Source organism: Silvimonas soli (genome assembly GCF_030035605.1).
Taxonomy (GTDB): Bacteria; Pseudomonadota; Gammaproteobacteria; order Burkholderiales; family Chitinibacteraceae; genus Silvimonas; species Silvimonas soli.
In genome coordinates this window covers 683075-708491 of record NZ_CP106736.1, presented here as the reverse complement: position 1 = coordinate 708491, position 25417 = coordinate 683075, and the positions used below count along the sequence as shown (strand labels likewise).

The window sequence follows — 25417 nt, the reverse complement described above, 5'->3', positions numbered from 1 at the left end:
CGCAGGTAAATACCAGGTTGATTTCGGCAACGAATAAACCGCCAACGATGGATTTATTGTTCATTTATGAGAACAAACGACTGGAATGACTGGCATTGTTTTGTGAGCGTGGCGCGGCTGGGCGGCTTTACGCGTGCCGCCGAACGCATGGACGTACCCAAATCGACGGTAAGCATGGCGGTTGCCCGGCTGGAGCAGCGGTTGGGCGTGCGTTTGCTGGAGCGCAGTACCCGCCGCATGCGCCTGACCGAAGACGGTGAGAGGCTGATGCAGGAAATCGGGCCATTGTTCGAACGGCTGGAAGATATCGCCGATCATGTCGATGCCGGTGATGCCTCGCTGGGCGGCGTATTGCGCATCGCCGCGACTTACGAATTTGGCAGCATGCAATTGGGTGACGTCATCACGGAGATGATGCTGCGCCATCCCAAATTATCGATTGAAGTGGACGTGGTCTCGGGCATTGTCGATCCGCTGGCCGACGGTTACGACATTGCATTTGTGGTGACAGCGCTGCCGCTGCCCGATTCTCGCCAGGTTGCACGGCGGGTGTTTGATGCCCCGCGCGGTTTGTATGCTTCGCCAGAACTGGTGGCGCAATTGGGCCAGCCCAAGATACCGGCGGACCTGGCCCACTGGCCGCAGATTGCCGCTCCCTACGAGGGGGAGTGGACCTTCTCCAGCAAATCTGAGGCCGACGAAATTACGCTACCGTTGCATCCGCGTTTGCGTACCGCCAACGCGTGGCTGCGAGTGCGTGCGGCGGTCTCGGGTTTAGGCGCCACCGTGCTGGCTCGCAGTTTTTGTGAGGACGAATGTGATGCGGGCCGACTGGTGCCGCTGCTGCCAGATTACGAGCCGCATCCCTTGCGCATCTACGCATTGCTGCCTGCGCGCAGCCTGATGCCTGCCAAGAGCCGCCATTTTCTGGATGCTGTAGAAGCCTTGCTGACCGACTCGCCACTCAGCAAAACCGCGCCATGGGTTACGTTGGCCGCAAACCACGATTGATGAGGATTGCGGGCGAGTCCGTTCAATTCAAATGTCGCTCACGAGCCAGACTGTTGATGCAGCCATTCGTTAAAAAACGGCAGATCGCCGATTTCCGCAGATGGTTCTCGCGCCAGGAATACCGGCCCGCGCTCGGGTTCATCTGGCGGTAAACCCGCTGCCACCAGCCAGTCATGCCAGCAGCGCAAAGTCAGCCACAACATGGGCAATCTGGGTAAATCGGCCAACTCAAAGTTTGGGTATCGCGCCAGCAAACCTTGGCTGGCCACTGCCACCACGCGGTCGTCCAGTAGCTTGTGGCTATGAAAACCCTGTTTGTGGATACGCTGATGCCACATGCCGATATACCGGCCAGGGCAGAGATTCGGGTCGTCATGTCAGCAAATTTTACTCACATTGGTGGTCGAAAGCTTTCGTTCGCCAGATTGACTCAAAGCCCGGACAATCGTGTCCTGAATGCATTACCGGAATCTGATCATGCCTGCCGCTTTGCGTGTGTTTTTCTTGTTTGCCCTAGGCTATTTTGTTTCGTACGTTTATCGCGGGGTAAACCTCGGTTTTGCGCCGTATCTGACGCATGAACTGGGTATGTCTGCTGCAGATCTGGGGTTGCTGACCAGCCTGTATTTTCTGGGTTTCGCCGGTGCGCAATTGCCCGTCGGCATTCTGCTAGACCGCTTTGGCTCGCGCCGCGTCACCGCCGTGTTGATCCTGGTGGCAGCAACGGGTTCAGTGGTCTTTGGCATGGCCACCAGCAAATCCGGTTTGATGTTGGGCCGTCTGCTGATCGGGATCGGTCTGGCTGCTTGCCTGGGCGCGGCGTTCAAAGCGCTAGCGCAATGGTTCGACTTCAAGCGCCTGCCGTTACTGAATGGCCTGACCATGGCCATTGGCGGGCTGGGTGGTGTGGCCATGGGTTCGCCGCTGCTGTGGCTATTAAGTCTGACCGATTGGCGTTCCATCTGTTTTGGTCTGGCCGGCTTTTCGGCACTGGTGGCGCTGGGTATCTGGTTTGGCGTGCCCAAAAGCCGCGAAGTTGCGCACGAGGCTGACTTCAAAAGCCAGTTGCTCGGATCGTGGCATGTGCTCAAAAGCCCGGTTTTCTGGAAGGTGGCCGCGTTTTCTTCAATGACCCAGGGTGTGTTCTACGCCATGCAATCGCTATGGATGGCGCCGTACCTGCGCGACGTCAGTGGCCTCGCGCCAGCTCAGGTAGGCTCGGTGATCTCAGTGCTGGGCGTAGCCATGATGGCCGGTAGTGTCGGCTTCGGTTTCCTGGCGCGGTCATTGGAGCGTCACGGTATCAGCGTGCGTTTGTTTTCCGGCTTTGGCATGTTGTTGTTCATGCTGATACAAGGGCTGATCATGGCGCAGGTTGCCGTCCCTTTATGGCTGCTTTGGGCCGCCTACGGTCTGGTTGGTGGCTGCGGCATTCTCAGCTACGCGGTGCTGGTCGAGCACTTTCCCATCCAGTTGATTGGCCGTGTAAACACCAGTCTGACGTTGCTGATTTTTGTGTTGATCTTTTTGTGCCAACTGGCCGTGGGATCGGTGCTAAGCCTGTGGCCGGCAACGGATGGCCATTACCCGGCGGTGGCTCATTTGGTGGCGTGGGGGATTTTGCTGGGGTTGCAGGTTATGACTGCCGTTTGGTATTTCTTTCCGAAGAGGAAGGTGATTTCGCTGGCGGTATATGGGTAGAGAGCTTGTGACGCGGCGGTAGCAAGGGTTTGCAGTTGCAGTTTCTGCAATCGGCTAACAATGCCGCAAACCACGCCGACCGAGAGTCGGAGACCCAGGGTCCGACTCTCGGTCGGCGTGTTTTACAGTACTGCTTGCCACCGGCAAAACAGCTTGGTGCTCATGCCGCTAGCCAGGCCACGCCAGCATGGCCAAACACTCACCCGTTATTCCGTGGATCTGCCTCACTCAACAGCGCCAAAAATCCCTGCAAGCGCCCACGAATATCTGCCAGTTCTTCCAGTGACATCGGCAACGCGCACAACAACGCCGGTGGCACGGCTTCGGCTTTGGTGCGCAGGGCGCGACCGGCTTCGGTTAGATCGACTATCACGCGACGTTCATCTGCCGCATCACGCTGGCGGGTCACCAGGCCGTGTGTCTGTAACCGCTTGAGCAGCGGGGTGAGGGTGCCGGTGTCCAGATACAACTGTTTGCCCAGCTCTCCCACGCTGCGCGGTGCGGTTTCCCACAGCGCCATCATCACCAGATATTGCGGATAGGTCAGCTCCAGTTCTTCCAGCAACGGCCGGTACAGGCGCGTCATCAAGTTGCTGGCTGCGTAGAGCGGAAAGCACAGTTGCTGGTCCAGGGTGAGCAGATTGGGAGTGGTCATCAGTGCGTATCAAGTGGAGTTGGGATCAGCCCGCAGCGGGGCACAGACGCCAATACGATAGCATGAGCGGCTGCCCATGCTATCGCAGGCTTGTTGCACGATCCCGCCTGCTGGCTCACTTAACCAGCGAAAGCCTGCACGTTCACCACGATATTGCCGCGGGTGGCGTTGGAGTACGGGCAAACTTCATGCGCGGTCGCGACGAGTTTTTCGGCAGTCGCTTGATCCACGCCACCTACCGTAGCCTTGAGCGAGACTTCCAGCTTGAAGCCGCCTTCGGCGCGCGGACCAATGCCGACTTCTGCTTCAACCTGAGTCGCCCCAATTTTCACTTTGCCTTGGCCGGCCACAAACTGGATTGCGCTTTCAAAACATGCGGCGTAGCCAGCGGCAAACAGTTGCTCTGGATTGGTGCCCACTTTGTTACCGCCGCCCAGTTCTTTGGGCATGGCCAGCTCCGCCGAGAACAGGCCGTCGGCAGATTCAACCCGGCCATTACGGCCGCCGTGGGTAGTCGCTTTGGTGCGATAAAGAATGGTCATGGCAGTTTTCCTTTGTAAAAGACTTTGCAAGAGAGATTAGATGTTGTCTGGTCTTTGTTTGTGAAACAATACTATTGCGCACAATATAAATGTGCAACGCATAAAATAAAAATATGGATGAACGGTCATACGGCCCAGCCCAACCCATTCGGCATATCTGGTAAAAATTGATTTAAAACAATAAATAATGGAACGGTTGACCGGCGTTTGGAGATTCCGGATTGCGGAAAGTAGTTACGGCGGGGCGACTACAAGCTCTGGATAATCGATCATGTCAATCCATGTACAAGGCAAGCGGCAATGGCTTCAGCTTCTTCTTCGACGCAGACACCGGCAGGTGCGGTATTCCGGGTGGTTAGCGGTAACTTCCTCGAAATGTATGACTTCATGGTGTATGGCTATTACGCCGCAGCCATTGCCAAAACGTTCTTCCCGAGCGGTAACGAATTTCTCTCGCTCATGCTGGCACTGGTGACGTTTGGCGCCGGTTTCCTGATGCGCCCGCTGGGTGCGATCGTGCTGGGCTCCTATATTGACCGCCACGGCCGCCGCGCCGGGCTGATTCTTACTCTGGGTCTGATGGCCTGTGGCACCTTGCTGATCGCCTGCGTGCCGGGCTATGCCTCCATTGGCATTGCTGCGCCCTTGCTGGTGGTGGCGGGGCGTTTGCTGCAGGGTTTTTCTGCCGGGGTGGAACTGGGTGGCGTCTCGGTTTATCTGGCTGAAATTGCCAGCCCGGGTAACAAGGGCTTTTACGTGAGCTGGCAGTCGGCCAGCCAGCAAGTGGCAGTGGTATTTGCGGCGGTGCTGGGGGTATTGCTGGCCTCAAACCTGTCCCATGGCCAGATGGATGCCTGGGGCTGGCGCGTGCCGTTTGTGATTGGCTGTCTGATTGTGCCGTTCCTGTTCATCATCCGTCGTTCGCTACAGGAAACCGAAGAGTTCCAGCAACGCAAACACCGCCCGACGCCCCAGGAAATCTACAGTTCCATTATCCAGAACTGGGGCATCGTCATTCTGGGCACCTTGCTGGTGGTGATGACTACGGTGTCGTTCTACATGATCACGGCCTATACCCCGACGTTTGGCAAAACCGAACTCAAACTGGGGGATATCGAGACGCTGGTTGTTACGGTGTGCGTGGGGATTTCCAACCTGTTCTGGCTGCCAGTCATGGGCGCCTTGTCTGACCGTATTGGCCGCAAACCATTGTTGATTACCTTTACCGTACTCAGCCTGCTGACCGCGTACCCGGCATTGGCGTGGCTGGTGCAGTCGCCGTCCTTCGGCCATTTGCTGGCGGTAGAACTCTGGCTGTCCTTCATTTACGCCAGCTATAACGGTGCCATGGTGGTGACGCTGATTGAAATGATGCCGCCGCATGTGCGCACCACCGGTTTCTCCATGGCGTATAGCCTGGCGACGGCCATCTTCGGTGGTTTCACCCCGGCGATTGCGACCGGCTTGATTCACGCCACCGGCAACAAGGCCATGCCTGGTTTGTGGCTGACGTTTGCCGCTGCCAGCGGCTTGATCGCCACGTTGATTCTTAGCCGCATGGGGCGCTTTGACCAGTCCCCGGCCGTAGCGCCCAAACTGGCCCGCGCCTGATCTCACCGTTTCAGCAAGGTTGACCACAAAGGCTCCTCATTGGAGCCTTTGTTATTTCTGGTCCGCACGGTGATATAACGGCCAGTTTTTTTATTCAATAAAAATATATAAACATCATTTAATATTCCTTCTTGTTAATAAGTCGCTTTGTTAGATTGGTCGCATCACACCAAAGCAACGCTAAAACAAAGGGATTCGAGATGACCAAACTGCACTCCTGGAAATGGCTGGTACCGATCATTGCACTGGCCGGACTGGCTACGGCAGCTCACGCTGAAGACGTCACGGTGGCCTACCAGACCACAGTAGAACCGGCCAAGGTCGCGCAAGCCGATGGCCTGTATGAAAAAGCCACCAACAGCAAAATCAACTGGCGCAAGTTTGAAAGCGGCGCCGAGGTTATTGCGGCGGTGGCTTCAGGCGATGTGCAAGTGGGTTATGTCGGCTCCAGCCCGCTGGCTGCTGCGGCCAGTCGAGGTTTACCAATCCAGACCTTCCTGATTGCCGTGCAGATTGGCTCGGCTGAAGCACTGGTAGTGCGTAACGGCGCCACCATCAACAAGCCGCAAGATCTGATCGGCAAGAAAGTCGCCGTGCCGTTTGTCTCCACGACGCACTACAGCCTGCTCGCAGCACTCAAGCACTGGCAGATTGACCCGACCAAAGTGCAAATCCTGAATCTGCGTCCATCCGAAATCACTGCCGCATGGCAACGGGGCGATATCGATGCCGCCTACGTGTGGGACCCGGCGCTGGGCAAGGCCAAAGAAAGTGGCAAGCTGCTGGTGACTTCGACCGAAGTAGGCAAATGGGGCGCGCCAACCTTTGATGCCTGGATCGTGCGCAAGGATTTCGCCGAGAAGCATCCTGAGTTTGTCGCCAACTTCGCCAAGGTCACACTCAAGGCTTATGCCGATTACAACGCCAACCCCAAAGCCTGGCTGGCCAACACTGCCAATGTGGACAAAGTATCGCGCCTGACCGGTGCCAAGCCGGAAGAAATCTCCGGTCTGCTGGAAGGCAACGGCTACCCGGATGCATCCGAACAAGCGAAGTTGCTAGGCCCGCAAATTGCCCAAGCCATCGCTCAGACTTCCTCCTTCCTCAAGGAACAAGGCAAGGTCGACAGCGTGCAGCCAAGCTACGCACCGTATGTTGATGGCAAGTACGCGCAGACCGCCGCCAAGTGAGCGCAACATGAGTCTTTGATGCGCCCGCAGGTGCGGGTATGCAACAGAAGCGGGCGGTCGCAAGTCGGGGCCGCCGCTCCGGATTTCAGGAATACCGCAATGACGACAGCTTCAGCAAATAGTGACAGCCTGATAGTGGATCGGGTCAGCGTGCATTTTCCGGGCCATGCGCGTAACGAGGCCGCATTGCAGGATGTGTCGCTCCGCATCAATGCGGGCGAACTGGTCGTCGCACTTGGGCCATCCGGCTGCGGTAAAACCACACTGTTGAACCTGATCGCCGGCTTCCTCAAGCCATCGGCGGGCCGGGTGGAATTTGCCGGGCAGCAAGTACAGGGGCCAGCTGCAGCGCGCGGCGTCGTGTTTCAGGACAACGCTTTATTGCCATGGCTGAATGTGCTGGAAAACGTCGCCTTTGGCTTGAAACTGCAAGGCGTAGCGACCGCTGAACGCAATGCGCGAGCCACCGAGGTTTTGCGGCAAGTTGATCTGGCCGGATTTGAACAGCACCACATCTGGCAATTGTCTGGCGGCATGCGCCAGCGGGTCGGCCTGGCGCGGGCCTTGGCGGCAGGGCCAGAAGTCCTGTTGATGGACGAGCCTTTTGCCGCGCTGGATGCCTTTACCAGGGAACAGATGCAAGAGCTGGTCCTGTCGTTATGGCACCAGACCGGCAAGCGCATTCTGCTCATCACTCACGATATCGAAGAAGCTGTTTTCCTGGCTTCAGAACTGGTGTTGATGTCCCCGCGCCCGGGTCGGATTGTCGAGCGGCTGCCACTGGACTTCAGTCGCCGCTACATTGCTGGCGAGTCAGCACGCAGTATCAAATCTGATCCGGCGTTTATTGCCACGCGCGAACATGTATTGAGCAAGGTTTTTGCCCAGCGTGGCAAGGAGTGGGCGTAATGGAACAGACACTTGTCAGCACCGAATTACCCTTGCTGGAGGCGGCCAGTATTGAGGCCGAACGCGAACAGCTTACGCCGGATCCAGCCCGCAGCAATCACGGTTTGCGGGTTAGCCTGCTGACCATTGGCGTCCTGGTTTTGCTGTGGTGGGCGATCACCACGGCGGGATTGATCCAGCCGCTGTTCTTGCCATCACCTCAAGCCGTTGCCAGGAAGTTCTGGACGGTGTCGACCAGCGGCTTTGTCGATGCCACCTTGTGGCAGCATCTGGTTGCCAGCCTGACGCGCGTGTTGCTGGCGTTGGTCGCTGCGGTGTTATTTGCGGTACCGGTGGGCATTGCCATTGGCCTGTCACCGCGCATACGCGCTGTGCTGGACCCGTTGATTGAGTTCTACCGGCCCATCCCGCCGCTGGCCTACTTGCCGCTGATCGTGATCTGGTTCGGGATCGGCGAACTTTCGAAAGTCCTGCTGATTTACCTGGCCATTTTTGCGCCCATTGCCATCTCCACCGCTGCTGGCGTGCGTTCGGCTGACCAGACGCGCATTCGCGCTGCGCAGTCACTGGGCGCCTCGCGTTGGCAATTGATCCGCTACGTGATTTTGCCCGGTGCGTTGCCAGACATCCTCACCGGTGTGCGTATTGGTCTGGGCACGGGTTGGTCAACGCTGGTTGCCGCCGAACTGGTTGCCGCAACGCGGGGATTGGGCTTTATGGTGCAATCGGCAGCACAGTTTCTGGTGACAGATGTCGTAGTACTGGGCATTGCCGTCATTGCCGTCGTCGCGTTTGCGCTGGAACTGGGGTTGAGGTGGATACAGCGCAAGGTCACGCCCTGGACGATCGCCAGAGGTTGATTCTTGGGCGAAGTGGTGATGCAGCGCAGACGTAGCCCGGATGAAACGTAGTGAGAATCCGGGGTTGCCATGCTGCAACGGGCAACTGGTTTGAGTTTTCCAATATTGTGGCCCCGGATTCCCGCGTTGCTTCATCCGGCTACGAGTGTGGGCGTTGCGGATATGGATACATAAAGAGCCAGGAACATGACTACATTGCAATTCACCCCAATCGGCGCCGCGCTGGGCGCCATCATCGAAGGCGTCAATCTGGCCGAGCCATTGTCAGACGGGCATTTCGCTGCCCTGAAAGACGCGCTGTTGCAGTACCAGGTGTTGTTCTTTCGCGAACAGCCACTGACTCCACTGCAGCAACGCAACTTTGCCCGCCACTTTGGCGATCTGCATATTCATCCGATCTACCCGAACGTGCCAGACACGCCCGAAGTGCTGATTCTGGATACTCATGACCAGAATCTGCCTGATAACGACAACTGGCATACCGATGTCACTTTCATTGAAACGCCGCCGCTGGGAGCGATCCTGGCTGCCAAACAGTTGCCGCCAACGGGGGGCGATACATTGTGGGCGAGCGGCACGGCTGCTTACGAGGCGCTCTCCCCACCGCTGCAACACTTGCTGGATGGCCTGACGGCTACCCACGACTTTGGCAAGTCTTTCCCGGAAACACGCTTTGCCGTGAGCGAAGAGGTGCATGCGCAATGGCATGCCAGCCGCGCCAGACACCCACCGATCACCCATCCAGTGATTCGCACTCACCCGCAAACCGGCAAGAAAGCGCTGTTTGTAAATGATGGCTTTACCACCCGTATTAATGAATTCAGCGCGCGGGAAAGCCAGGCACTACTGGACTTTTTGTTTGCGCATATTGCCCGGCCCGAATTCACCCTGCGTTGGCGCTGGCAAGAAAACGACGTGGCTTTCTGGGATAACCGCATCACCCAACACTATGCAGTGGCGGATTATCTGCCGCACCGGCGCATCATGCATCGCGCCACCATCCTGGGTGACAAGCCGTATTGAGTTTCTGGTTACTTTTTTTGGGGGGATGACGCGAAGCGATGCGAACTCAGGCGTAGGGTTTGACGCCAACCAGCTGGTCGGCGGTCACGAAGTGGTAGCCGCGGGATTTCAGGCTGGGCACGATCTGGTCGACCACTTCCACCACGTTATCCAGTGTCACCGGCCCTTCGTGCAGTAGAACAATCGATTGCGGATAAGCCTGACGTAACACTTGTTCGGTCACTTCAATGGCGCGTTCGGGTGCTGTCGGGTTTTCCCAGTTTCGCGGGTCAATGGACCAACCCATGACCCGGAAATCGTGCTCCACCAGAATACGCAATTGTTCTGGTGTCAGTTCGGCATAGGGCGGCCGAAACAGGCGTGGGCGAATGCCGGCCAGACGCTGAAATTCATCATCAGTCCGCTGAATTTGCTGCAGCCAGAAGTCCATCACCGACAGGGATTCGGCATGCGGGTGATCCCACGACAGATTGCCAATGGTGTGCCCGTCTGCCAGCGCTTGGCGCAGTAACTGGTGATTACGGGCCAGTTGGTCGCCTTGCCAGAAGAAGGTCGCAGGAATTCGATGCACCCGTAGCATATCCAGCAGCGCCGCGGTGGTGGCAGCGGGGCCATCACTGAAAGTCAGTGCTACGCCCAAGCCACGGCCTCTGCCCTGATAAAAACAGTGGGCAGGATATTGCTCGGCAAACCGGCGCGCACGGGCGAGATCCAGTTCCTGCTGGTACATCTTCTTGCGTCCTGATGGTCTTGATCGCTGAGGTGCTACAACGTTACGTACGGGCTTGCGAATACCCGGGATGCATCCGCAAGCCGTAAAGGCGACAAACGGTGTTTTGTTATGCAGGCCGATGCGGTGGTCAGACTTGTTTTGCCACCGGCAGAGTCAGTACGGCGACGGCACCGACAGAGCCATTTTCCAATCGTAGCTTGCCGCCATGTTTTTGCGCGATATTGCGCGCAATCGCCAATCCCAGCCCGACTCCCCCGGTTTCACGGGAGCGCGAATTCTCAACCCGAAAGAACGGGTCAAACACGCTTTCGAGCAGATTGGCCGGAACGCCCGGGCCACCGTCGCTCACCCGAACTTCCACCTGTTTGCCGACCAAGGTGGCTTCTACCCTGGCGTATTCGCCGTACTTGACCGCGTTATCCATCAGGTTGGCGATACAACGCTTGAGCGAGCTCACGCTGGCTTGCACCGTCGCGCCGGTGTGCCCGGCAAAAGACACGTCTTGCCCCGCGTCGGCGGCGTCGGCGCAGAGCGTTTCCAGCAAGGAATCGATATCAATGTTCTGGAAGGTCTCGACCGAATTCATGCTGCGGGCAAAATCGAGGCCTTCGCGCACCATTTGCTGCATGGCGGCCAGGTCGCCCAGCAATTGCTTGCGCAGGGTTTCGTCATTCACCTTTTCCAGCCGCAGTCGCAGCCGGGTGAGCGGCGTTTGCAGGTCATGCGCAATGGCTGACAGCATGAACATGCGCTGCTCGATATGCCGCCGAATCTGTACTTGCATGCCGTTGACCGCAGCAATGGCGTGGCGGATTTCGCTCGGGCCTTCTTCGGGCAGTGGCGGGCGATCGATATTGCGTCCCAACTCTTCGGCCAGATAGGTCATGCGGCGCAATGGCTTGACGATCATGCGCGCACCCAGATACGCCAGCAGGGCAATCAGGCTAAAGAACACCAGCCAGTGCCAGGGAAAATTGGTCCGTGGCGGCGGTGGCTGTTCGCCAGGTGGCGGCGCGGACCAACCCAGTGTGAGATGCAATGGCGTGCCATCACTCAACGTCAGGTCAATCAGATGGCAGCTCTGGTGTTCCGGCGATGCCGGTCCGCCACGAAAGAAGCCTGGCGCCATGGTTTCGGGGCGGCGGCATTCAGTATTGGCGCCAGCCTGCCGTAGAACCACGCCTTTGGGCAAGCGGCTGCGTAGCAAGGCGATCAGTGAATCATCTTCCTGTGCTGCCATCGGTTGCGGCGGGCTCAGCGTGGCGTGCAAGCCGATTTGCATGCCTGACTGGGCAATCTGCGTGCGCACACCATCAGGGACCGATTCCATTAATCGCACAAATTGCGCGACGCGCTCGGCTTCGTGCTCGTTACGCATGGTTTGCATGGTTTGCCGGTCTTCGCGCATGGCCAACGAGAAGGTGACAAAAATGGCTACAACAATGCCCAAAGCCAACAGCAGAAATACGCGATTGGTGATCGAACCGAAAAAACGCTGGATCAGTTGCATGCGGACTTTCAATGCTCTACCGCGACACTGGCGGACAGCACGTAGCCTTCGTTGCGCACGGTCTTGATCAGTTGCGGAGCGCGGGCATCATCGCCCAGTTTTTGGCGCAAACGGCTGATTTGCAAATCAATGGAGCGTTCAAACGGATCGGCGTCGCGGCCTTGCGTCAGATTCAGAATCTGGTCGCGATTAAGGACGCGTTGCGGGTGTTCCAGCAAAATCTTCAGCAACCGGAACTCACCACCTGACAACATGACCAGCACGCCGTCATGTCGCACCAGATGGCGCGCGCGCAGGTCCAGCGTCCAGCCGGCAAAATTCATGGCAATGGCGTCCGGCGCATCCAGATTGGGCGGCAATGCCCACGTCCGGCGCAGCACGGTCCGTACCCGGGCGACCAGTTCACGCGGTTCAAACGGTTTGGTCAGATAATCGTCGGCACCCATTTCCAGTCCCAGAATGCGGTCGACCGGATCGCCGCGTGCGGTCAGGATGATCACCGGCACGGCCGACGTTGAACGCAGATTGCGGCACAAGGTCAAGCCGTCTTCACCGGGCAGGGTGAGGTCAAGCACCACCAGATCAACTTTGCTGGTTTCCAGGGCCCGCTGCATGGCAGTGCCGTCTGCCGCCATCACGGTGCGAAAACCGTGGGAGTCCAGATAGTCGGCCAGCAGGGTACGGATTTCCTGGTCGTCATCGACCACCAGAATGCGCGAAGGGTTTTGGGTTTCCATGGAGGGCCATTATGTCAAAGCTGCACGGCGGCACACGCCAGGTTTGTATCTTCAAGTATCAATTACGCCAATTTTCGCCCGCTGATACAAAGCGGGCTGCAGATTGCAAGCGCTGATACAAAATACTCATTTGTCATATTTCGGATGGTGGGACTTCCAGCTTTGCACCGTGCAATTCACGGGTTTCACCATGGCGCAGCACAAAAAACTCGCCGGGAGCCAGACCTTGTTCCTCGCAAGCAATCGCCAGATCGGCTCTGGGTTGGTCCAGCGGCTCATCGGTTAGCTCAAAAGTGCCCCAGTGAATGCCCATGGAGAGGCGCGAGCGCAATTCACGATGTATCCGCACCGATTCCTCCGGATTGACGTGCTGGTTCTGCATAAACCAGCGCGGCTCATAGGCGCCTACGCCAATGGCGGCGAAATCGAAACCATCGAAACGCTCGGCGATATCACCAATGTCTTTTGAATAACCCAGATCGCCCGAGAAAAAGAAGCGAAAGCCGTCGACTTCGAGCACCCAGGCGCCCCACAGCGTGGCGTTGCGGTCCAGCGGCGTGCGGGCACTCCAGTGCTGCACCGGGACGAAAGTCAGCGTGGCTTTGCCAGCTTGCGCGGTTTCCCACCAATCCAGATAGATCAAACGCTCGGCCGGTAGGTGTGGCAACTTGCGCTTCATCCAGGCATCCATGCCCAGGGCGACGGCAAAGGTGGGCGGACCGCCAGCCTGGCGTGACAAGGCCATCACACTGGCGTGATCCAGATGGTCATAGTGGTTATGCGAAATCAGTACCAGATCAATATGTGGCAGCTCGGCCAAAGCCACGCCGGGCGGCTGATGGCGCTTGGGGCCTGCAAAGGGCACCGGCGAACAGCGTTCGGAAAACACCGGGTCAGTCAAAATATTGAGCCCGGCTACCTGTAGCAACAGCGTGTTATGGCCGATCCAGGTGACGGCAGGGGCGTCGTGGCGCTGGTGGATAAAGTCCAGATGCGGCGCGATAGCGGACAAATCAGTTGTGGGAGGTGGCGGCAGATTGTGTGCTTTGCGTTCGGCCCGCCAGCGCCGCAGATCATCGGCAGAAGGGCGGCCGTGCGGGTAACGGTTGCGAAATCCCGTTGGCGTATGATGTGGTTTGGCCGGGTCGAAATGAATATTGCGATGCGGATTGCCGGTTAGTGCGGTCAACGCCAGTGCCAGCGTTCTTCTCATCCATGTCATAGGTGGCGGCCTGCTCCAGCAGTGGTGGTTTTGGGGCGGGCCTATAAATATCCGGCCTGTGCCCCGATCTGTAGTTGGGCGCATTTCGCGAAAAAAGTTCGCGGCCAGCATCGCGTTGGCCTACCCAGAGTGACTTGCATTGCAAAACCGATGAATTATCTTGCGCATCTTTTACTTGCTGGACCGGCACCGGCCTATCGGCTGGGTGGGCTGCTGGGCGATTTTGTCAAAGGCCCCTTGCCGGGTCAGCTGGCAGAGCCGCTTGCGGCAGGGGTTGCCCTGCATCGCAGTATTGACGTATTTGCGGATGAACCCCCGGCTTTTCTGGCCAGCCGGGCACGGGTAAGCGCGCTACGGCGGCGCTACTCGGGAATCATGGTCGACATGTTTTATGACCACTTTCTGGCCGCGCGCTGGAGCGAATTCAGTGATCAGGCACTGCCGGATTTTGCCAACGACACTTACACCTTGCTGCGGGCGAATCAAACCGTACTGCCGGAAAGGCTGGCGCAGATACTGCCCCATATGCAGCAATACGACTGGCTCACGTCGTACCGCGAGGTGGCATCGATTACTCGCGCTATCGACAATATGGCGACGCGGCGTTTGTCCCGGCCTAATCCCATGGTGGGCGGCGGCGAGGAACTCATCGAGCAATATCAGGGGTTTGAAGCGGATTTTCTGGCGTTCTGGCCCGACGTCTTGCACCACAGCGAGCAGTGGCGGCGGGCGTACACTCGCAACGGGCTGCCACTGTAGGCGGTGCAATCCGCCGCCATCAGTGCTGTTACAAACCCTTGAACGTGGCCTGCAGCAACAACAAATCGCGCCACGCCTTGGCTTTGTCTGGCAAGTTACGCAGCAAATATGCCGGGTGATAGCTCACCACTACCGGTACGCCTTGATAGTGATGCAAAGTGCCGCGCAAAGAACTGATCGGCGCGTCGGTTTGCAGCAAGGTCTGGATGGCAAAGCGACCCACGGCAAAGATCACTTTGGGTTTGACCAGTTCTACCTGGCGGCGCAAATATGGGGAGCATTGCGCCACTTCTTCCGGCAACGGGTTGCGGTTGTTGGGCGGACGGCATTTAAGCACATTGGCGATATACACCCGTTCGCCGCGCTGCTCGCCTATGGCCTTGAGCATATTGTCCAGCAATTGCCCGGCAGCCCCCACAAAAGGCTCGCCTTGCAGGTCTTCTTGCTGGCCCGGTGCTTCGCCAATCACCATAATGTCGGCGTTGGCGTTACCCACACCATAAACCGTGTTGTTGCGACCTTCGCATAGCTTGCAGGCGGTACAGCCTTTGACGGACTGCTGCAGCGCATGCCAATCCATCTGGCCGATTTCCAGACTGCGGGCATCGGGCTCGGCTGTGACCAATGGCGCGGGTGCGGCGCGGGCGCTGGTTTCGGGTACAACGGGGATGGATGGCGCTGCGCGGACCGGTCGTGCAGATTCTGCAACAGGTGCTTGTGGTTGAGCCTGGGTAACAACTGGCGCAGCGTGCGTGGCGGTTACCGGCGTATTTGCCGATGGCGTGACGGCAGTTGGCTGCAGGGCAGCGGTGACTGCTTCAGCTGCTAATGCGGCTTCTTCCAGTTTGAAGGCCTGCAGTCGTTCGCGGTCTACCCAAAGTGGCGTAAAGCCCATTTCGTGCAGAATCTGTTCACGCCGACCCATCAGGCAGCTCCGGTTAAATCAAAAGTATAGAGTACCGCATCTTCGCGCCCGCCACCGGGTACCGGATAGTAGCCTTTACGCAAGCCAGTGGCGGTAGCACCCAGCTTTTCGTACAAAGTCCGCGCGGGTTGATTGCCCACGCGCACTTCCAGAAACAGACTGCGCGCACCTTTGGTCTTTAGCTGATCAATCAATCCGCCCAGCAAACGCTGGCCCAAGCCCTGGCGTTGCTGCCATGGCGCTACTGCAATCAGCAACAGTTCGGCTTCATCCAGCACCAGGCTGGCCACGGCAAAGCCAGCGACTTCGCCGTCCGTTTCCAGTACCAGGCAAGTGTGATTTTCCAGCGAGTCATGCCAATGCCCCAATGCCCATGGGTGGGGATTGGTTTCGGCATCCAGGGCCAGGATGGCATCCAGATCGGCATGATGCAGTTTGCGGATATTCAAGGCTTGGCAACCCGTTCGTGGGTTTTCAGCGCTACTTTGTCGCGCAGGTATAAAAGTTCAGCCTGATCGGCGGGCAAGCCTTTACCGGCATCAAACAATGGCGTGGCCAATGCCAGAATCTCCCGTGCATGCGGAAAGCGATCCGGCACGATACTGGCTATGGCATTGCCCAGTCGCGGCGCCAGTAACGAGCCATAAGCGGCAAAACCGCTACCCAGGCCAATCCAGCCTTCGCCTTCTGGCAGCGGCACTGCATCCGGGTCACAGACCGTCGCGGCCACGGTTTCCAGCCACTGGCCGTCTTGTTTGCGATAAGCCGCGCAATAAACCTGGTTCATGCGCGCATCCAGGCAAACATAAGCTTGTTCGCCTTCACATTGAGCGGCCAGCGCTTGCAAGGTGGAGACACCCAGCAGCGGGATATTCAAACCGAATGCCAGACCCTGGGCGATGCCACAACCGATGCGCAGGCCGGTAAACGAGCCCGGCCCCATGCCGAAGGCGATACCGCTGATCTCGCTACGCTGTACACCGGTATCTGCCAGCAATTGCTCGATGGCTTGCAGGGTCAACTCGGCATGGCGCTGGCCGACATGCCAGTCGCGCACGGTCAGACCTGCTGCGCCGCCGGATAAAGCGAGCGACAAATGTTCGGTAGAAGTATCAAGAGCAAGATAGGCGGGCATGGATTACGCGCAGGGTGAGCCACGCATGCTGGATGGGCAAGGGCGCGATTTTACCACGCGCAGCCTTTATGCCGCAGGCTGTTGGCGGGGCGGTTTTTTAGGGTGGGGGCAGTTCGGCAAATTGCGGCAGCTGGTCGGTAATCTGATGCCACGGCGCCTTGAATGCCACGTAAATGTGGTGATCCGGCTGACGCGATGGAGTGTCGGTCAGTGTACCGATGCGCACGTGCACATACTCACGGCCACGCACGATTGAAAACAGCGGCGACAGGCAAAGCGCGCAATGGGCATCGTAACCCTCGGCGCTTTCATCCTGGTGGCGTACATGTTCCGCGCCTTGGGTTAGCTGAAGTTGGCCGGTTTTGATACCGGCATAGGTGTTGAAGGCCGATCCGGTACGGCGCCGGCAGCGGATGCAGTGGCAATAACCGGCGTATTCAAAGGCGTCTTCAACGGTGTAATGGACTGCACCACATAGACATTGGCCATTGAGTTGCATGCTGAATGCTCCCGGATTGCAAAGCTCGATCGGTAAGATTCGGTTACCTGGCGTGTCAGGCCAGCTCAGCCTGTTTACCCAGGGCAATTTCATAGCGGACATAATCCGTACGCGTGGCCACCTTGTCGTACACCGCCTGCGCCGCTGCGTTGCCAGCATCGGTGATCCAGTAAACGCGAAACCAGTGCTGGGCAATACCCAATTGGCGCACATGCTCAATCAGCGCCGAAGCCACGCCAAGACGGCGCGCGCTGGCGCTGACAAACAAATCTTCCAGATAACAGATGGTTTGCGCACTCCAGGTATGCGGGTGGCAAACAAAGTGGCAAAAACCCAGCAGCTCGCCGGAGTCGTTCACCGCGGCCAGCCCGTGGATGGGCGCATTGGCATCCAGAATGCGCTGCCATGTGGCGGCGGTGACTTGTGGGTCCAGTGTGGCGTCGTATCCGCCGCAATAGACCTGCCAATGAGCAAGCCAGGCGGTGTGATCAGACACTTGAAGCGGGCGAATCTGCATGTAAGGACACGGCCGTTTGGGGTAAACGCATACGCTACCCGAGAAGCATAAACCCGGTCAAACGGCCGATGATGTGGGTGTTACTTGATCAGCGTGACGGGTACCGGTGCCGTCGCGGCCACTTGCGCTGCAACTGAGCCGAGCATGAAGCGATCCAATCCTTCGTTACCACGCGTGCCCATCACCACTCGCTGGCAATCGTGGTGCGAAGCCTGTTCGCAGATCACGCTGAACGGTTTGCCCAGACGCACTCGCGTGGAGAAGGCGACCCCTTTGGCATTGAGCCATTCGATATAGGGCGCCAATACTTCTTCGCCTTGCTGGTGCAGCAGTTGGGTCATCGGTTCCATGCCTTCGATGCCTTCCAGCACCGAGGCATACAGACCCGGTTGCTGCACATTCAAGAGACGCAGTGCCAGATTGGGGTTATGTGTCACCAGACTAGCTGCATGTTCCAGTGCGCGCTGGGCGTTATCCGAGCCATCGACTGGAACCAGAATATTCATATTTGCCATAAGAGTTGCTCCTTGGTCGATAGCGATCAGTTCACCAGCGTGACCGGTACATCGGCCAGATGAACCACTTTGCCCGCCACCGAGCCCAGCAAGAGTGCCGCTGCCGCGCCACGACCGCGCGTGCCCATGAATATCTGGCTGGCGTCGACTTTGTGGCTGGTTTCGATCACGGTTTCGGCCACCGGCCCGATCATCAAGCGTTGCTCCAGGATGACTCCGGCCCGCTGCACCAGATCAATGGCCGCTGCCATGGCCTTGCGGGCTTCATCACGGGCAATGGCGTACAAACGGTCTTCGCTGATCAGCGCCCGTACCCGGCCTTGCAATGGTGGTTGCACATTGAGTAGTACGACGCGGGTAAATTTTTCGGTATTGCTGAACGCCAGCGCCGCCTGAACAGCGCGTAACGCTTGCGGCGAGCCATCGACTGGAATGAGAACGGTAGACATGCGGCCTCCTGAGCTGGAGATGAAGCTTTCAATAGCTCATCATATAAAGATGCTGGCTTGATGTCGCGTCGTTACTTGGGCAAAAGTGTTGGCAATAGTCGCTTGACGTTCTTGTAATCAAAGAGAAAAAAATGGATAAAAAAAGACCCGCCGAAGCGGGTCTTTTTTGATGCTGTCGAAGATGCTGGATCAGCGTTTACTGAACACCATGCTGCCGTTGTCTATATCCACGGCGATGGTGTCTTTGGCCCCAAACTCGCCACTCAACAGCTTTTTGGCCAGCGGGTTTTCGATATCGGTCTGGATCGCCCGTTTTAGTGGGCGCGCACCATACACCGGATCGAATCCGGCATCGGCGATCATGTCCAGCGCCGCATCGCTCACTACCAAGCCCATCTCCATTTGCGCCAACCGCTGTTGCAGTCTGTCTAGCTGTACCCGGGCGATATTGCGAATCTGCAATTGGTCGAGCGCGTGGAACACCACCACCTCGTCAATCCGGTTCACAAACTCGGGCCGGAAGTGCAATTTGACCTCAGCCATCACCGCCAGCTTCACCACCTGGTAATCGTTTTCCGCCATCGCCTGGATTTGTTGCGAGCCCAGGTTGGACGTCATCACGATCACCGTGTTTTTGAAGTCCACCGTGCGGCCCTGGCCATCGGTCAGGCGGCCATCGTCGAGCACTTGCAGCAAGATGTTGAACACATCCGGATGCGCCTTTTCGACTTCGTCCAGCAAGATCACGCTGTACGGTTTGCGCCGCACGGCCTCGGTCAGATAACCGCCTTCTTCGTAACCGACGTATCCCGGCGGCGCCCCAATCAAGCGCGCCACCGAGTGTTTCTCCATGAACTCGCTCATGTCGATGCGGATCAAATGATCTTCCGCATCAAACAGGAACTCGGCCAGCGATTTGGTCAGCTCGGTTTTACCGACACCAGTTGGCCCGAGGAACAGAAACGAACCATAAGGCCGGTTCGGGTCGGCCAAGCCAGAGCGCGAACGGCGGATGGCGTCGGAAACCAGTCGCACGGCTTCGTTCTGGCCGATCACGCGTTTGTGCAGCACGTCTTCCATGCCCAGCAGCTTGTCGCGCTCGCCTTGCATCATGCGGCTGACCGGAATGCCGGTCGAGCGGCTGACCACCTCGGCAATTTCTTCCGCGCCTACTTGCGTGCGCAACAAACGATTTGGCTTATCCTGGCCTTCGGCTGCTTCGGCGACCTTCAACTGCGCCTCAAGCTCGGGCAGCTTGCCGTATTGCAACTCGGACGCTTTGTCCCACTCGCCCCGGCGGCGGGCGGCATCCATGGCTAGCTTGACCTGTTCAAGCTCCTCACGAATCGACTGGCTACCCAGCACGGCGGCTTTCTCGGCTTTCCAGATTTCTTCCAGATCCGAGTATTCCTTACCCAAGGTGCCGATCTCGTCTTCGATTAGCGCCAGGCGACGGCGAGAGGCTTCGTCTTTCTCTTTTTTGACGGCTTCGCGTTCAATCTTGAGCTGGATGATACGGCGGTCGAGCTTGTCCATCGACTCCGGTTTGGAGTCGATTTCCATCTTGATCTTGGCCGCAGCTTCATCGATCAAGTCGATTGCTTTGTCGGGCAAGAAGCGGTCGGTGATATAGCGGTGGCTCAGTTCGGCTGCCGCCACAATCGCCGGGTCGGTGATCTCCACCCCGTGGTGAATCTCATATTTCTCCTGCAGTCCGCGCAGGATGGCGATGGTGTCTTCCACGCTCGGTTCATCGACCAGCACTTTCTGGAAGCGCCGTTCCAGCGCGGCGTCTTTCTCTATGTATTTACGGTATTCATCCAGCGTGGTCGCGCCAATGCAATGCAGCTCGCCGCGAGCCAGCGCGGGCTTGAGCATATTGCCCGCGTCCATTGCACCTTCTGCTTTACCAGCGCCAACCAGCGTGTGCAGCTCATCGATAAAGATAATCGTCGAGCCTTCATCTTTCGCCAGTTCGTTCAGCACGGCTTTCAGGCGCTCTTCAAACTCGCCGCGATACTTTGCGCCAGCCAGCAGGGACGCGAGGTCCAGCACCAGCAAGCGCTTGTGCTTGAGCGAATCGGGAACTTCGCCTTCGATGATCCGTTGCGCCAGGCCTTCCACAATGGCGGTCTTGCCTACGCCGGGCTCACCGATCAACACCGGGTTGTTCTTGGTGCGGCGTTGCAGAACCTGAATGGCGCGACGGATTTCGTCATCGCGGCCAATGACTGGGTCCAGCTTGCCTTGGCGGGCGCGCTCGGTCAGATCCAGACAGTATTTATTGAGCGCTTCGCGGTTCTGTTCAGCGTCGGCACTATCCACCGAACCGCCGCCGCGCACGGCATCAATCGCCGCTTCAATGGCTTTCTTGTTGCCACCTTGTTGCTTGAGCAGTTTGGCTGCATCGCTCTTGTCATCAGCCAGCGCCAGGATGAACGAATCACTGGAGATAAACTGATCGCCGCGTTTGCTGGCGGTTTTGTCGGTCAGGTTCAGCAGGTTGGACAGATCTCGCGAGACGGTGATTTCGCCGCCGTTGCCTTCCACCTTGGGCAGACGATCAATCGACTCTTGCAGCGCTTGCTTGAGCGGCTGCACATTGGCACCAGCGCGGGCGAGCAGGGCGCCGACGCCAGATTCATTGTCGTTGAGCAAGGCCAGCAGCAAATGCTGTGGCTCGATATAGCTGTTGTCGTTGCCGAGCGCCATGCTTTGGGCGTCAGCGAAGGCTTGCTGAAATTTGGTTGTGAGTTTGTCAAAGCGCATGGTGGCCCTCTGTAAATGTGCGTTATTGCACAAAAGATGGGCACCAATAACCTCATTTCAAGCGCGGCGTGATGCGGAATTTTTTTCCGCTGAAAGGCGGGGCAGTATTGAAAAGTTGTTGATAGGAAAGGGGTTGTGGGCACGTTATGCAGGCTATCAAATATAGTCACGGCATCGCATTCAAATCTGGCTGCCGCTTCAATATTTCCCGGCTCTCTGCTTCATTGATTTTTTCAATATCAACGTTGTACAGCAACGTTAGCACGATACGATGCCCGGTCGTCACTGCTTGGGCCAGAGCCCTATGCGATGCACGAAATCCATCTGGACTGCCTTTACGATATGGCTTGTTCGCCAATAGATTTGCGACATTCCTACGATAGTGCTTTAGCGGTCGGCTGCTGCCGCCCTTCGCTTTTCCTACATAGCTGTGCAGCAATTTTCCTGTATCCAGATCAATAATTTCCCAGAGATAAAGCAGCGGTCTTGTCTGATCAACATTTTGAGAAAGAAAGACAAAGTCCATTGCAAGTCACTGAAATAAGTTAAATTTTAAGATCGAAAGGGCGGTGCGGTGTTGCTTATCCCACTTCAAGCTGCTCTTGTATTCTTCAAGCTTGGCTCTTGCGCCAGGCCAGCTTATCCGCCAGCGTAACCACGTTCCCCACGATGATGAGGGCAGGCGGCTTGATGCCTGCGGCTTCAATCAAATGGGGCAGGGTACTCAAGGTGCCAATCACTGTTTTCTGCTGCGGCGTGGTGGCCTGCTGCACGATGGCAACGGGCGTATCCGCGGTGCGGCCGTGGGCAATCAGTTGCTCGCAAATGCGGGGTGCCTGTTTGACGCCCATGTAAATCACGATGGTCTCGTTGGGGTTGGTCAAGCGTGGCCAGTCCAGTTCAATTTCGCCAGCGCGGCGGTGGCCGGTGACAAACGTCACCGACTGCGCGTAATCACGGTGGGTCAGCGGAATCCCGGCGTAGCACGATGCGCCGGCGGCCGAGGTAATCCCTGGCACCACTTCAAAGCTCACGCCGTTTTCGGCCAGTTCTTCGATCTCTTCACCGCCACGACCAAAGATGAACGGATCGCCCCCTTTCAGCCGCAGCACGGTTTTGCCTTGCTGCGCCAGCTTGACCAGCAGGCGATTGATTTCTTCTTGCGGCAGCGCGTGGTTGTCGGCTTTCTTGCCCACGTAAATGCGTTCGGCATCGCGCCGGACTAGTTCCAGAATCGCCGGAGAGACCAGATTGTCGTAAAGCACCACATCGGCTTTCTGCATCAACCGTAAAGCCCGGAAAGTGAGCAAATCCGGATTGCCCGGACCGGCGCCGACCAGGTACACCGCGCCTTGTTGCAGGCTGGCGCTGTCGGCTGCTGCCAGCGTGGTTTGCAGGCTTTGCGTGGCACCAACCTCATCACCGGCCAGCGCGCGTTCTGCTGCGGGTCCGTCCAGTGCGACTTCCCAAAAGCGCCGGCGCGCACGTTCGTCATCACCAAATTTCTGTTTTACGGCATCACGCAAATTACCCGCCAGCCTGGCCAGCGTGCCGTAGCCGTGGGGCAACCATGCTTCGATGCGCGCACGGATCAAGCGGGCCAGCACCGGGGCCTGGCCGCCGGTGGAGATGGCAATCTGCAAAGGCGAGCGATCAACCATGGACGGCACAATAAATCGGCACAGCGCCGGGTCATCCACCACGTTGACCAGAATGCCACGTTGCTCACAGGCATCGAACACCAGGCGATTGACCGCGCGATCATTGGTGGCGGCGATCACAACGCGGTGGCCGATCACATCGTCGGCCAGGAAAGTACGTGCCGTGTGCATGATTTTGTCTTCAGCCGCAAATTGCGCCAGTTCCGCGACCAGATCGGGCGCAATGACGTGTAACTGCGTGCCAGCGGCCAGCAGCATGCGGGCTTTGCGTAACGCGACTTCACCGCCGCCCACAATCAGGCTGCGTTGCTGGTGAAGGTCCAAAAACAGGGGAAAGTAATCCATGGTTTACCCGGGGCTGGTTCCGGTCGCAGGTTTGGTAGCGACATCCATTCAATCAGTACAATCGCATACTGATCGGGGTCAAAGTGCAGCTATAACTGCTGTTTTAGCCTGCACCTGCGTAATTTGTCAGTACATCACAATTTTTTTGATATTGAGCTCGGGTTGATCTTTAACCCGTAGCCTCTAAACTGCGGCGCAAGAGGCTGCAGTGGCGTTTATCCAGTATCAAGCCCTTTAGTTTAACCCTGAAACCGCCCGTGCCGTGCCGGGTAAAAGGAATCACCATGCTGATCCGCAGTGCGCTTGTTTCCCTTGTTTTGTTCGCGCTGGCCACGCCTGCGCTTGCCGTGGACCCACAAGACCTGGCCAAGAGCAAAAACTGCTTTGCCTGTCATGCGCTGGATAGCAAGCTGGTCGGCCCTGCCTGGAAGGACGTGGCGGCCAAGTTCAAAACCCAGAAGGGCGCGGCAGACATGCTGGCAGGCAAGATCAAAAACGGCAGCCAGGGTACTTGGGGCGCCGTGCCAATGCCGCCCAATGCGGTGAGTGATGCGGAAGCCAAGCAACTGGCACAGTGGATATTGACCCGCAAATACTGAGGGCGACGAGGAGTGAGGCGCTGCATGCCTTCCTGGTTCGTCATCCCCGCGCAGTCGGGGATCCAGTGAGGCCTTCGAGGCAGTCATAGTGAACGAAGCTAAAGTACACCCTCCTGAGCGGGACTGAGGCAGCATTCAGTCATCATCACCTGTAAACAAAAGCCGGACGCTCTTGCATCCGGCTTTTTTTATTCGCGTCGGCCCCGCCAGGCGTCCCTACCAGGGAATCGGCGTGCCGTCGTAATTGAAAAAGTTGCCGCTTTCGCTGGGCTGTGTCTGGTGAATAACCCGCCGCATACCGGCCACGGATTCGGCTGCGGTCACCGAGGCGCCCGGGCCGCCCATATCGGTTTGTACCCAGCCAGGATGCAGCAGGATAACCGTATGCCGCGGAGCCAGATCCAGTGCCAGGCTTTTCAGCGCAGCGTTGAGCCCGGCTTTGGCGCTGCGATAGTGATACGCGCCGCCGGAGTGGTTGTCTTCAATGCTGCCCATCTTGCTGCTGAGCGTGGCAATTTTTGCGCCGGGTTTTAGGTGCGATAGCAAGGCTTCCACCACTTTGATCGGGGCGATGGTATCGGCGGCCAGCGTCTGCAGCCAGATAGCGACATCGGTGCGCCCGAGTTGTTGGCGCTCGCCGCCATAAAAACCAGCGTTATTGATCAGCAAATCAATCCGCTCGTCGGCAATCGTTTGCCCCAGCGCCGCGACTTTGGGCCAATCAGTGATATCAAGCAGTAACACGCGCAACTGGTCTGGGTAGCGGGTCTGCAGTTTGGCCAGCGCGGGTGTTATGGTTCTGGCAGTGGCAATGACGCGCCAGTCGTCTTGCAAGAACTGGGTGATGAATTCAAGACCTATGCCACGGCCTCCACCAGTAACGAATACAGTGTTCATGACAACCCCGTGTGTTGTTAACGAAGATTCAAAGCAGACAACAGGATGGACCGCGGCAATGGACAAAGGTGCACGCACGATGAGGGCTGGCCCTCAGAACCGGAATGGTATGCCGAATCTGGCCAGCTACGCACTCGCCTGTGTTTTGCTGGGTGCGGCGGCCTCTGGCCAGGCCCAGGTATACAAATGTGTGGATGATCAGGGCCGGGTCAGTTACGGCGAAATGCCGTGCAAAGGGCAAAAGCAATTGCCATATGCAGCGGGCTCGGTGACGACCATTGAAGGCATCAAGCCTACCCCGACGCCAATTCCGACCCCAGCCCCGCCAGAGCCGGTGGCTCAGGCAAGGCAAGATGTTCCAGCAGACAATTTGCCCCAGCCCACACCGGACCCCAATCTGCCGGCCGGCGTTAACTGCAATGTAGACAATCCTGGCTATGACTCGGCGTTTTGTTCCCCCCGAAACCTGCGGGGGTTATATGGACCACCGGTGGTCAATCCATTGCGGGGTCGGCGTTTGTCTCCCTGATTGGCTGGAACCGTTTGCGAATTTACGCGTCAGCTCACTTGCGGGCCGCCAGGCGGTTTGGGGTGAGCTTTTTTACTGTCAGCACAGCCCCACCACGGGTAACATCGCAGCCTT

Annotated in this window: 28 protein-coding genes; 10 read left to right on the top strand and 18 right to left on the bottom strand. The window is 57.8% G+C overall.

Features of this window, described 5'->3' with window-relative positions; genetic code table 11:
• Positions 1 to 66: 66 nt before the first annotated feature.
• Positions 67 to 1011 carry a LysR family transcriptional regulator gene (locus N7220_RS03295; protein WP_283150053.1) on the top strand — a complete coding sequence of 315 codons (945 nt, stop codon included), beginning with the start codon at positions 67 to 69 and terminating at the stop codon, positions 1009 to 1011.
• A 38-nt stretch (positions 1012 to 1049) separates the two neighbouring features.
• Here N7220_RS03295 and N7220_RS03290 read toward each other — a convergent pair whose 3' ends face one another.
• Positions 1050 to 1349 (bottom strand): type 2 periplasmic-binding domain-containing protein, encoded by a 300-nt coding sequence (locus tag N7220_RS03290; RefSeq protein ID WP_283150052.1) that lies wholly within the window; start codon positions 1347 to 1349, stop codon positions 1050 to 1052.
• Positions 1350 to 1488: 139 nt separating this feature from the next.
• Here N7220_RS03290 and N7220_RS03285 point away from each other — a divergent pair, with 139 nt between their 5' ends.
• Positions 1489 to 2712 carry an MFS transporter gene (locus N7220_RS03285; RefSeq protein WP_283150051.1) on the top strand — a complete coding sequence of 408 codons (1224 nt, stop codon included), beginning with the start codon at positions 1489 to 1491 and terminating at the stop codon, positions 2710 to 2712.
• Between the two features lie 199 nt (positions 2713 to 2911).
• Here N7220_RS03285 and N7220_RS03280 read toward each other — a convergent pair whose 3' ends face one another.
• Together N7220_RS03280 and N7220_RS03275 are read right to left on the bottom strand one after the other, a co-directional pair.
• Positions 2912 to 3367: a MarR family winged helix-turn-helix transcriptional regulator gene (locus tag N7220_RS03280; protein ID WP_283150050.1), complete on the bottom strand. Its 456-nt coding sequence runs from the start codon at positions 3365 to 3367 to the stop codon at positions 2912 to 2914.
• 119 nt (positions 3368 to 3486) lie between these two features.
• Positions 3487 to 3909 carry an organic hydroperoxide resistance protein gene (locus N7220_RS03275; RefSeq protein WP_283150049.1) on the bottom strand — a complete coding sequence of 141 codons (423 nt, stop codon included), beginning with the start codon at positions 3907 to 3909 and terminating at the stop codon, positions 3487 to 3489.
• A 300-nt stretch (positions 3910 to 4209) separates the two neighbouring features.
• On the opposite strand from N7220_RS03275, the gene tcuC reads away from it, so the two are divergent.
• From tcuC to tauD, 5 genes are all read left to right on the top strand, one after another.
• On the top strand, positions 4210 to 5520 hold the full coding sequence (gene tcuC / locus N7220_RS03270; protein ID WP_283150048.1) for an MFS transporter: 1311 nt from the start codon (positions 4210 to 4212) through the stop codon (positions 5518 to 5520).
• Between the two features lie 200 nt (positions 5521 to 5720).
• Entirely contained in the window at positions 5721 to 6710 is a 990-nt protein-coding gene (tauA, locus tag N7220_RS03265) for a taurine ABC transporter substrate-binding protein (RefSeq protein ID WP_283150047.1), read from the top strand.
• A gap of 99 nt (positions 6711 to 6809) precedes the next feature.
• A complete protein-coding gene (gene tauB, locus N7220_RS03260) occupies positions 6810 to 7619 on the top strand; it encodes a taurine ABC transporter ATP-binding subunit (RefSeq protein ID WP_283150046.1) in 810 nt (269 codons plus the stop codon).
• Positions 7619 to 8479, top strand: a complete 861-nt coding sequence (gene tauC, locus N7220_RS03255; RefSeq protein ID WP_283150045.1) for a taurine ABC transporter permease TauC — start codon at positions 7619 to 7621, stop codon at positions 8477 to 8479. Before tauB ends, tauC begins: the two co-directional genes overlap by 1 nt.
• A 186-nt stretch (positions 8480 to 8665) precedes the next feature.
• Positions 8666 to 9502, top strand: coding sequence for a taurine dioxygenase (tauD, locus tag N7220_RS03250; protein ID WP_283150044.1), 837 nt, complete (start codon positions 8666 to 8668; stop codon positions 9500 to 9502).
• 46 nt (positions 9503 to 9548) lie between these two features.
• On the opposite strand, the gene N7220_RS03245 is transcribed toward tauD, so the two are convergent.
• The 4 genes from N7220_RS03245 to N7220_RS03230 form a co-directional block, all read right to left on the bottom strand.
• Positions 9549 to 10232, bottom strand: a complete 684-nt coding sequence (locus tag N7220_RS03245) for a polysaccharide deacetylase family protein (protein WP_283150043.1) — start codon at positions 10230 to 10232, stop codon at positions 9549 to 9551.
• Between the two features lie 130 nt (positions 10233 to 10362).
• Positions 10363 to 11745 carry a sensor histidine kinase gene (locus tag N7220_RS03240; protein WP_283150042.1) on the bottom strand — a complete coding sequence of 461 codons (1383 nt, stop codon included), beginning with the start codon at positions 11743 to 11745 and terminating at the stop codon, positions 10363 to 10365.
• Between the two features lie 8 nt (positions 11746 to 11753).
• The gene (locus N7220_RS03235; RefSeq protein ID WP_283150041.1) at positions 11754 to 12482 is read right to left on the bottom strand and encodes a response regulator; all 729 of its coding nucleotides are present in this window, start codon (positions 12480 to 12482) and stop codon (positions 11754 to 11756) included.
• A gap of 133 nt (positions 12483 to 12615) precedes the next feature.
• The gene (locus N7220_RS03230; RefSeq protein ID WP_283150040.1) at positions 12616 to 13704 is read right to left on the bottom strand and encodes an MBL fold metallo-hydrolase; all 1089 of its coding nucleotides are present in this window, start codon (positions 13702 to 13704) and stop codon (positions 12616 to 12618) included.
• A gap of 150 nt (positions 13705 to 13854) precedes the next feature.
• Here N7220_RS03230 and N7220_RS03225 point away from each other — a divergent pair, with 150 nt between their 5' ends.
• Positions 13855 to 14463, top strand: coding sequence for an acyl carrier protein phosphodiesterase (locus N7220_RS03225; protein WP_283150039.1), 609 nt, complete (start codon positions 13855 to 13857; stop codon positions 14461 to 14463).
• Positions 14464 to 14491: 28 nt separating this feature from the next.
• Here the strand turns inward: N7220_RS03225 and N7220_RS03220 are convergent, their stop codons facing one another.
• The 10 genes from N7220_RS03220 to cysG form a co-directional block, all read right to left on the bottom strand.
• Positions 14492 to 15388 (bottom strand): uracil-DNA glycosylase, encoded by an 897-nt coding sequence (locus N7220_RS03220; RefSeq protein WP_283150038.1) that lies wholly within the window; start codon positions 15386 to 15388, stop codon positions 14492 to 14494.
• The gene (gene rimI / locus N7220_RS03215) at positions 15388 to 15837 is read right to left on the bottom strand and encodes a ribosomal protein S18-alanine N-acetyltransferase (RefSeq protein WP_283150037.1); all 450 of its coding nucleotides are present in this window, start codon (positions 15835 to 15837) and stop codon (positions 15388 to 15390) included. The genes N7220_RS03220 and rimI overlap by 1 nt, the downstream gene beginning before the upstream one ends.
• A complete protein-coding gene (tsaB, locus tag N7220_RS03210) occupies positions 15834 to 16523 on the bottom strand; it encodes a tRNA (adenosine(37)-N6)-threonylcarbamoyltransferase complex dimerization subunit type 1 TsaB (RefSeq protein ID WP_283150036.1) in 690 nt (229 codons plus the stop codon). The genes rimI and tsaB overlap by 4 nt, the downstream gene beginning before the upstream one ends.
• A gap of 97 nt (positions 16524 to 16620) precedes the next feature.
• Complete coding sequence (locus N7220_RS03205) at positions 16621 to 17022, bottom strand: GFA family protein (RefSeq protein WP_283150035.1); 402 nt, start codon at positions 17020 to 17022, stop codon at positions 16621 to 16623.
• A 55-nt stretch (positions 17023 to 17077) separates the two neighbouring features.
• The gene (locus N7220_RS03200; protein ID WP_283150034.1) at positions 17078 to 17539 is read right to left on the bottom strand and encodes a GNAT family N-acetyltransferase; all 462 of its coding nucleotides are present in this window, start codon (positions 17537 to 17539) and stop codon (positions 17078 to 17080) included.
• 80 nt (positions 17540 to 17619) lie between these two features.
• Positions 17620 to 18054 (bottom strand): universal stress protein, encoded by a 435-nt coding sequence (locus N7220_RS03195; protein WP_283150033.1) that lies wholly within the window; start codon positions 18052 to 18054, stop codon positions 17620 to 17622.
• 26 nt (positions 18055 to 18080) lie between these two features.
• Positions 18081 to 18503, bottom strand: a complete 423-nt coding sequence (locus N7220_RS03190; RefSeq protein ID WP_283150032.1) for a universal stress protein — start codon at positions 18501 to 18503, stop codon at positions 18081 to 18083.
• Between the two features lie 189 nt (positions 18504 to 18692).
• Positions 18693 to 21272 carry an ATP-dependent chaperone ClpB gene (gene clpB, locus N7220_RS03185; protein WP_283150031.1) on the bottom strand — a complete coding sequence of 860 codons (2580 nt, stop codon included), beginning with the start codon at positions 21270 to 21272 and terminating at the stop codon, positions 18693 to 18695.
• 166 nt (positions 21273 to 21438) lie between these two features.
• The gene (locus tag N7220_RS03180) at positions 21439 to 21798 is read right to left on the bottom strand and encodes a hypothetical protein (protein WP_283150030.1); all 360 of its coding nucleotides are present in this window, start codon (positions 21796 to 21798) and stop codon (positions 21439 to 21441) included.
• An 85-nt stretch (positions 21799 to 21883) separates the two neighbouring features.
• Positions 21884 to 23278 (bottom strand): siroheme synthase CysG, encoded by a 1395-nt coding sequence (gene cysG / locus N7220_RS03175; RefSeq protein ID WP_283150029.1) that lies wholly within the window; start codon positions 23276 to 23278, stop codon positions 21884 to 21886.
• A 284-nt stretch (positions 23279 to 23562) separates the two neighbouring features.
• Between cysG and N7220_RS03170 the strand changes: the two genes are divergently transcribed.
• Positions 23563 to 23877, top strand: coding sequence for a c-type cytochrome (locus tag N7220_RS03170; RefSeq protein ID WP_283150028.1), 315 nt, complete (start codon positions 23563 to 23565; stop codon positions 23875 to 23877).
• A gap of 216 nt (positions 23878 to 24093) precedes the next feature.
• Here the strand turns inward: N7220_RS03170 and N7220_RS03165 are convergent, their stop codons facing one another.
• A complete protein-coding gene (locus tag N7220_RS03165; protein WP_283150027.1) occupies positions 24094 to 24774 on the bottom strand; it encodes an SDR family oxidoreductase in 681 nt (226 codons plus the stop codon).
• Between N7220_RS03165 and N7220_RS20750 the strand changes: the two genes are divergently transcribed.
• Positions 24671 to 25303, top strand: a complete 633-nt coding sequence (locus N7220_RS20750) for a DUF4124 domain-containing protein (protein WP_390901555.1) — start codon at positions 24671 to 24673, stop codon at positions 25301 to 25303. The genes N7220_RS03165 and N7220_RS20750 overlap by 104 nt on opposite strands.
• Positions 25304 to 25417 lie beyond the last annotated feature (114 nt).

Excerpts from the sequence above, each read along its gene's own strand:
- N7220_RS03190 (WP_283150032.1), bottom strand. The coding sequence starts at position 18,503 with ATGTCTACCGTTCTCATTCCAGTCGATGGCTCGCCGCAAGCGTTACGC.
- N7220_RS03275 (WP_283150049.1), bottom strand. The coding sequence starts at position 3,909 with ATGACCATTCTTTATCGCACCAAAGCGACTACCCACGGCGGCCGTAAT.
- N7220_RS03280 (WP_283150050.1), bottom strand. The coding sequence starts at position 3,367 with ATGACCACTCCCAATCTGCTCACCCTGGACCAGCAACTGTGCTTTCCG.
- N7220_RS03165 (WP_283150027.1), bottom strand. The coding sequence starts at position 24,774 with ATGAACACTGTATTCGTTACTGGTGGAGGCCGTGGCATAGGTCTTGAA.
- N7220_RS03180 (WP_283150030.1), bottom strand. The coding sequence starts at position 21,798 with ATGGACTTTGTCTTTCTTTCTCAAAATGTTGATCAGACAAGACCGCTG.
- tauB (WP_283150046.1), top strand. The coding sequence starts at position 6,810 with ATGACGACAGCTTCAGCAAATAGTGACAGCCTGATAGTGGATCGGGTC.
- N7220_RS03285 (WP_283150051.1), top strand. The coding sequence starts at position 1,489 with ATGCCTGCCGCTTTGCGTGTGTTTTTCTTGTTTGCCCTAGGCTATTTT.
- N7220_RS03170 (WP_283150028.1), top strand. The coding sequence starts at position 23,563 with ATGCTGATCCGCAGTGCGCTTGTTTCCCTTGTTTTGTTCGCGCTGGCC.
- N7220_RS03230 (WP_283150040.1), bottom strand. The coding sequence starts at position 13,704 with ATGACATGGATGAGAAGAACGCTGGCACTGGCGTTGACCGCACTAACC.
- N7220_RS03220 (WP_283150038.1), bottom strand. The coding sequence starts at position 15,388 with ATGGGTCGGCGTGAACAGATTCTGCACGAAATGGGCTTTACGCCACTT.
- tcuC (WP_283150048.1), top strand. The coding sequence starts at position 4,210 with ATGGCTTCAGCTTCTTCTTCGACGCAGACACCGGCAGGTGCGGTATTC.
- N7220_RS03195 (WP_283150033.1), bottom strand. The coding sequence starts at position 18,054 with ATGGCAAATATGAATATTCTGGTTCCAGTCGATGGCTCGGATAACGCC.
- tauC (WP_283150045.1), top strand. The coding sequence starts at position 7,619 with ATGGAACAGACACTTGTCAGCACCGAATTACCCTTGCTGGAGGCGGCC.
- N7220_RS20750 (WP_390901555.1), top strand. The coding sequence starts at position 24,671 with ATGGTTCTGGCAGTGGCAATGACGCGCCAGTCGTCTTGCAAGAACTGG.
- N7220_RS03235 (WP_283150041.1), bottom strand. The coding sequence starts at position 12,482 with ATGGAAACCCAAAACCCTTCGCGCATTCTGGTGGTCGATGACGACCAG.
- N7220_RS03205 (WP_283150035.1), bottom strand. The coding sequence starts at position 17,022 with ATGCAACTCAATGGCCAATGTCTATGTGGTGCAGTCCATTACACCGTT.
- N7220_RS03240 (WP_283150042.1), bottom strand. The coding sequence starts at position 11,745 with ATGCAACTGATCCAGCGTTTTTTCGGTTCGATCACCAATCGCGTATTT.
- tauA (WP_283150047.1), top strand. The coding sequence starts at position 5,721 with ATGACCAAACTGCACTCCTGGAAATGGCTGGTACCGATCATTGCACTG.
- N7220_RS03225 (WP_283150039.1), top strand. The coding sequence starts at position 13,855 with ATGAATTATCTTGCGCATCTTTTACTTGCTGGACCGGCACCGGCCTAT.
- N7220_RS03245 (WP_283150043.1), bottom strand. The coding sequence starts at position 10,232 with ATGTACCAGCAGGAACTGGATCTCGCCCGTGCGCGCCGGTTTGCCGAG.
- N7220_RS03200 (WP_283150034.1), bottom strand. The coding sequence starts at position 17,539 with ATGCAGATTCGCCCGCTTCAAGTGTCTGATCACACCGCCTGGCTTGCT.
- N7220_RS03290 (WP_283150052.1), bottom strand. The coding sequence starts at position 1,349 with ATGTGGCATCAGCGTATCCACAAACAGGGTTTTCATAGCCACAAGCTA.
- cysG (WP_283150029.1), bottom strand. The coding sequence starts at position 23,278 with ATGGATTACTTTCCCCTGTTTTTGGACCTTCACCAGCAACGCAGCCTG.
- N7220_RS03295 (WP_283150053.1), top strand. The coding sequence starts at position 67 with ATGAGAACAAACGACTGGAATGACTGGCATTGTTTTGTGAGCGTGGCG.
- tsaB (WP_283150036.1), bottom strand. The coding sequence starts at position 16,523 with ATGCCCGCCTATCTTGCTCTTGATACTTCTACCGAACATTTGTCGCTC.
- clpB (WP_283150031.1), bottom strand. The coding sequence starts at position 21,272 with ATGCGCTTTGACAAACTCACAACCAAATTTCAGCAAGCCTTCGCTGAC.
- tauD (WP_283150044.1), top strand. The coding sequence starts at position 8,666 with ATGACTACATTGCAATTCACCCCAATCGGCGCCGCGCTGGGCGCCATC.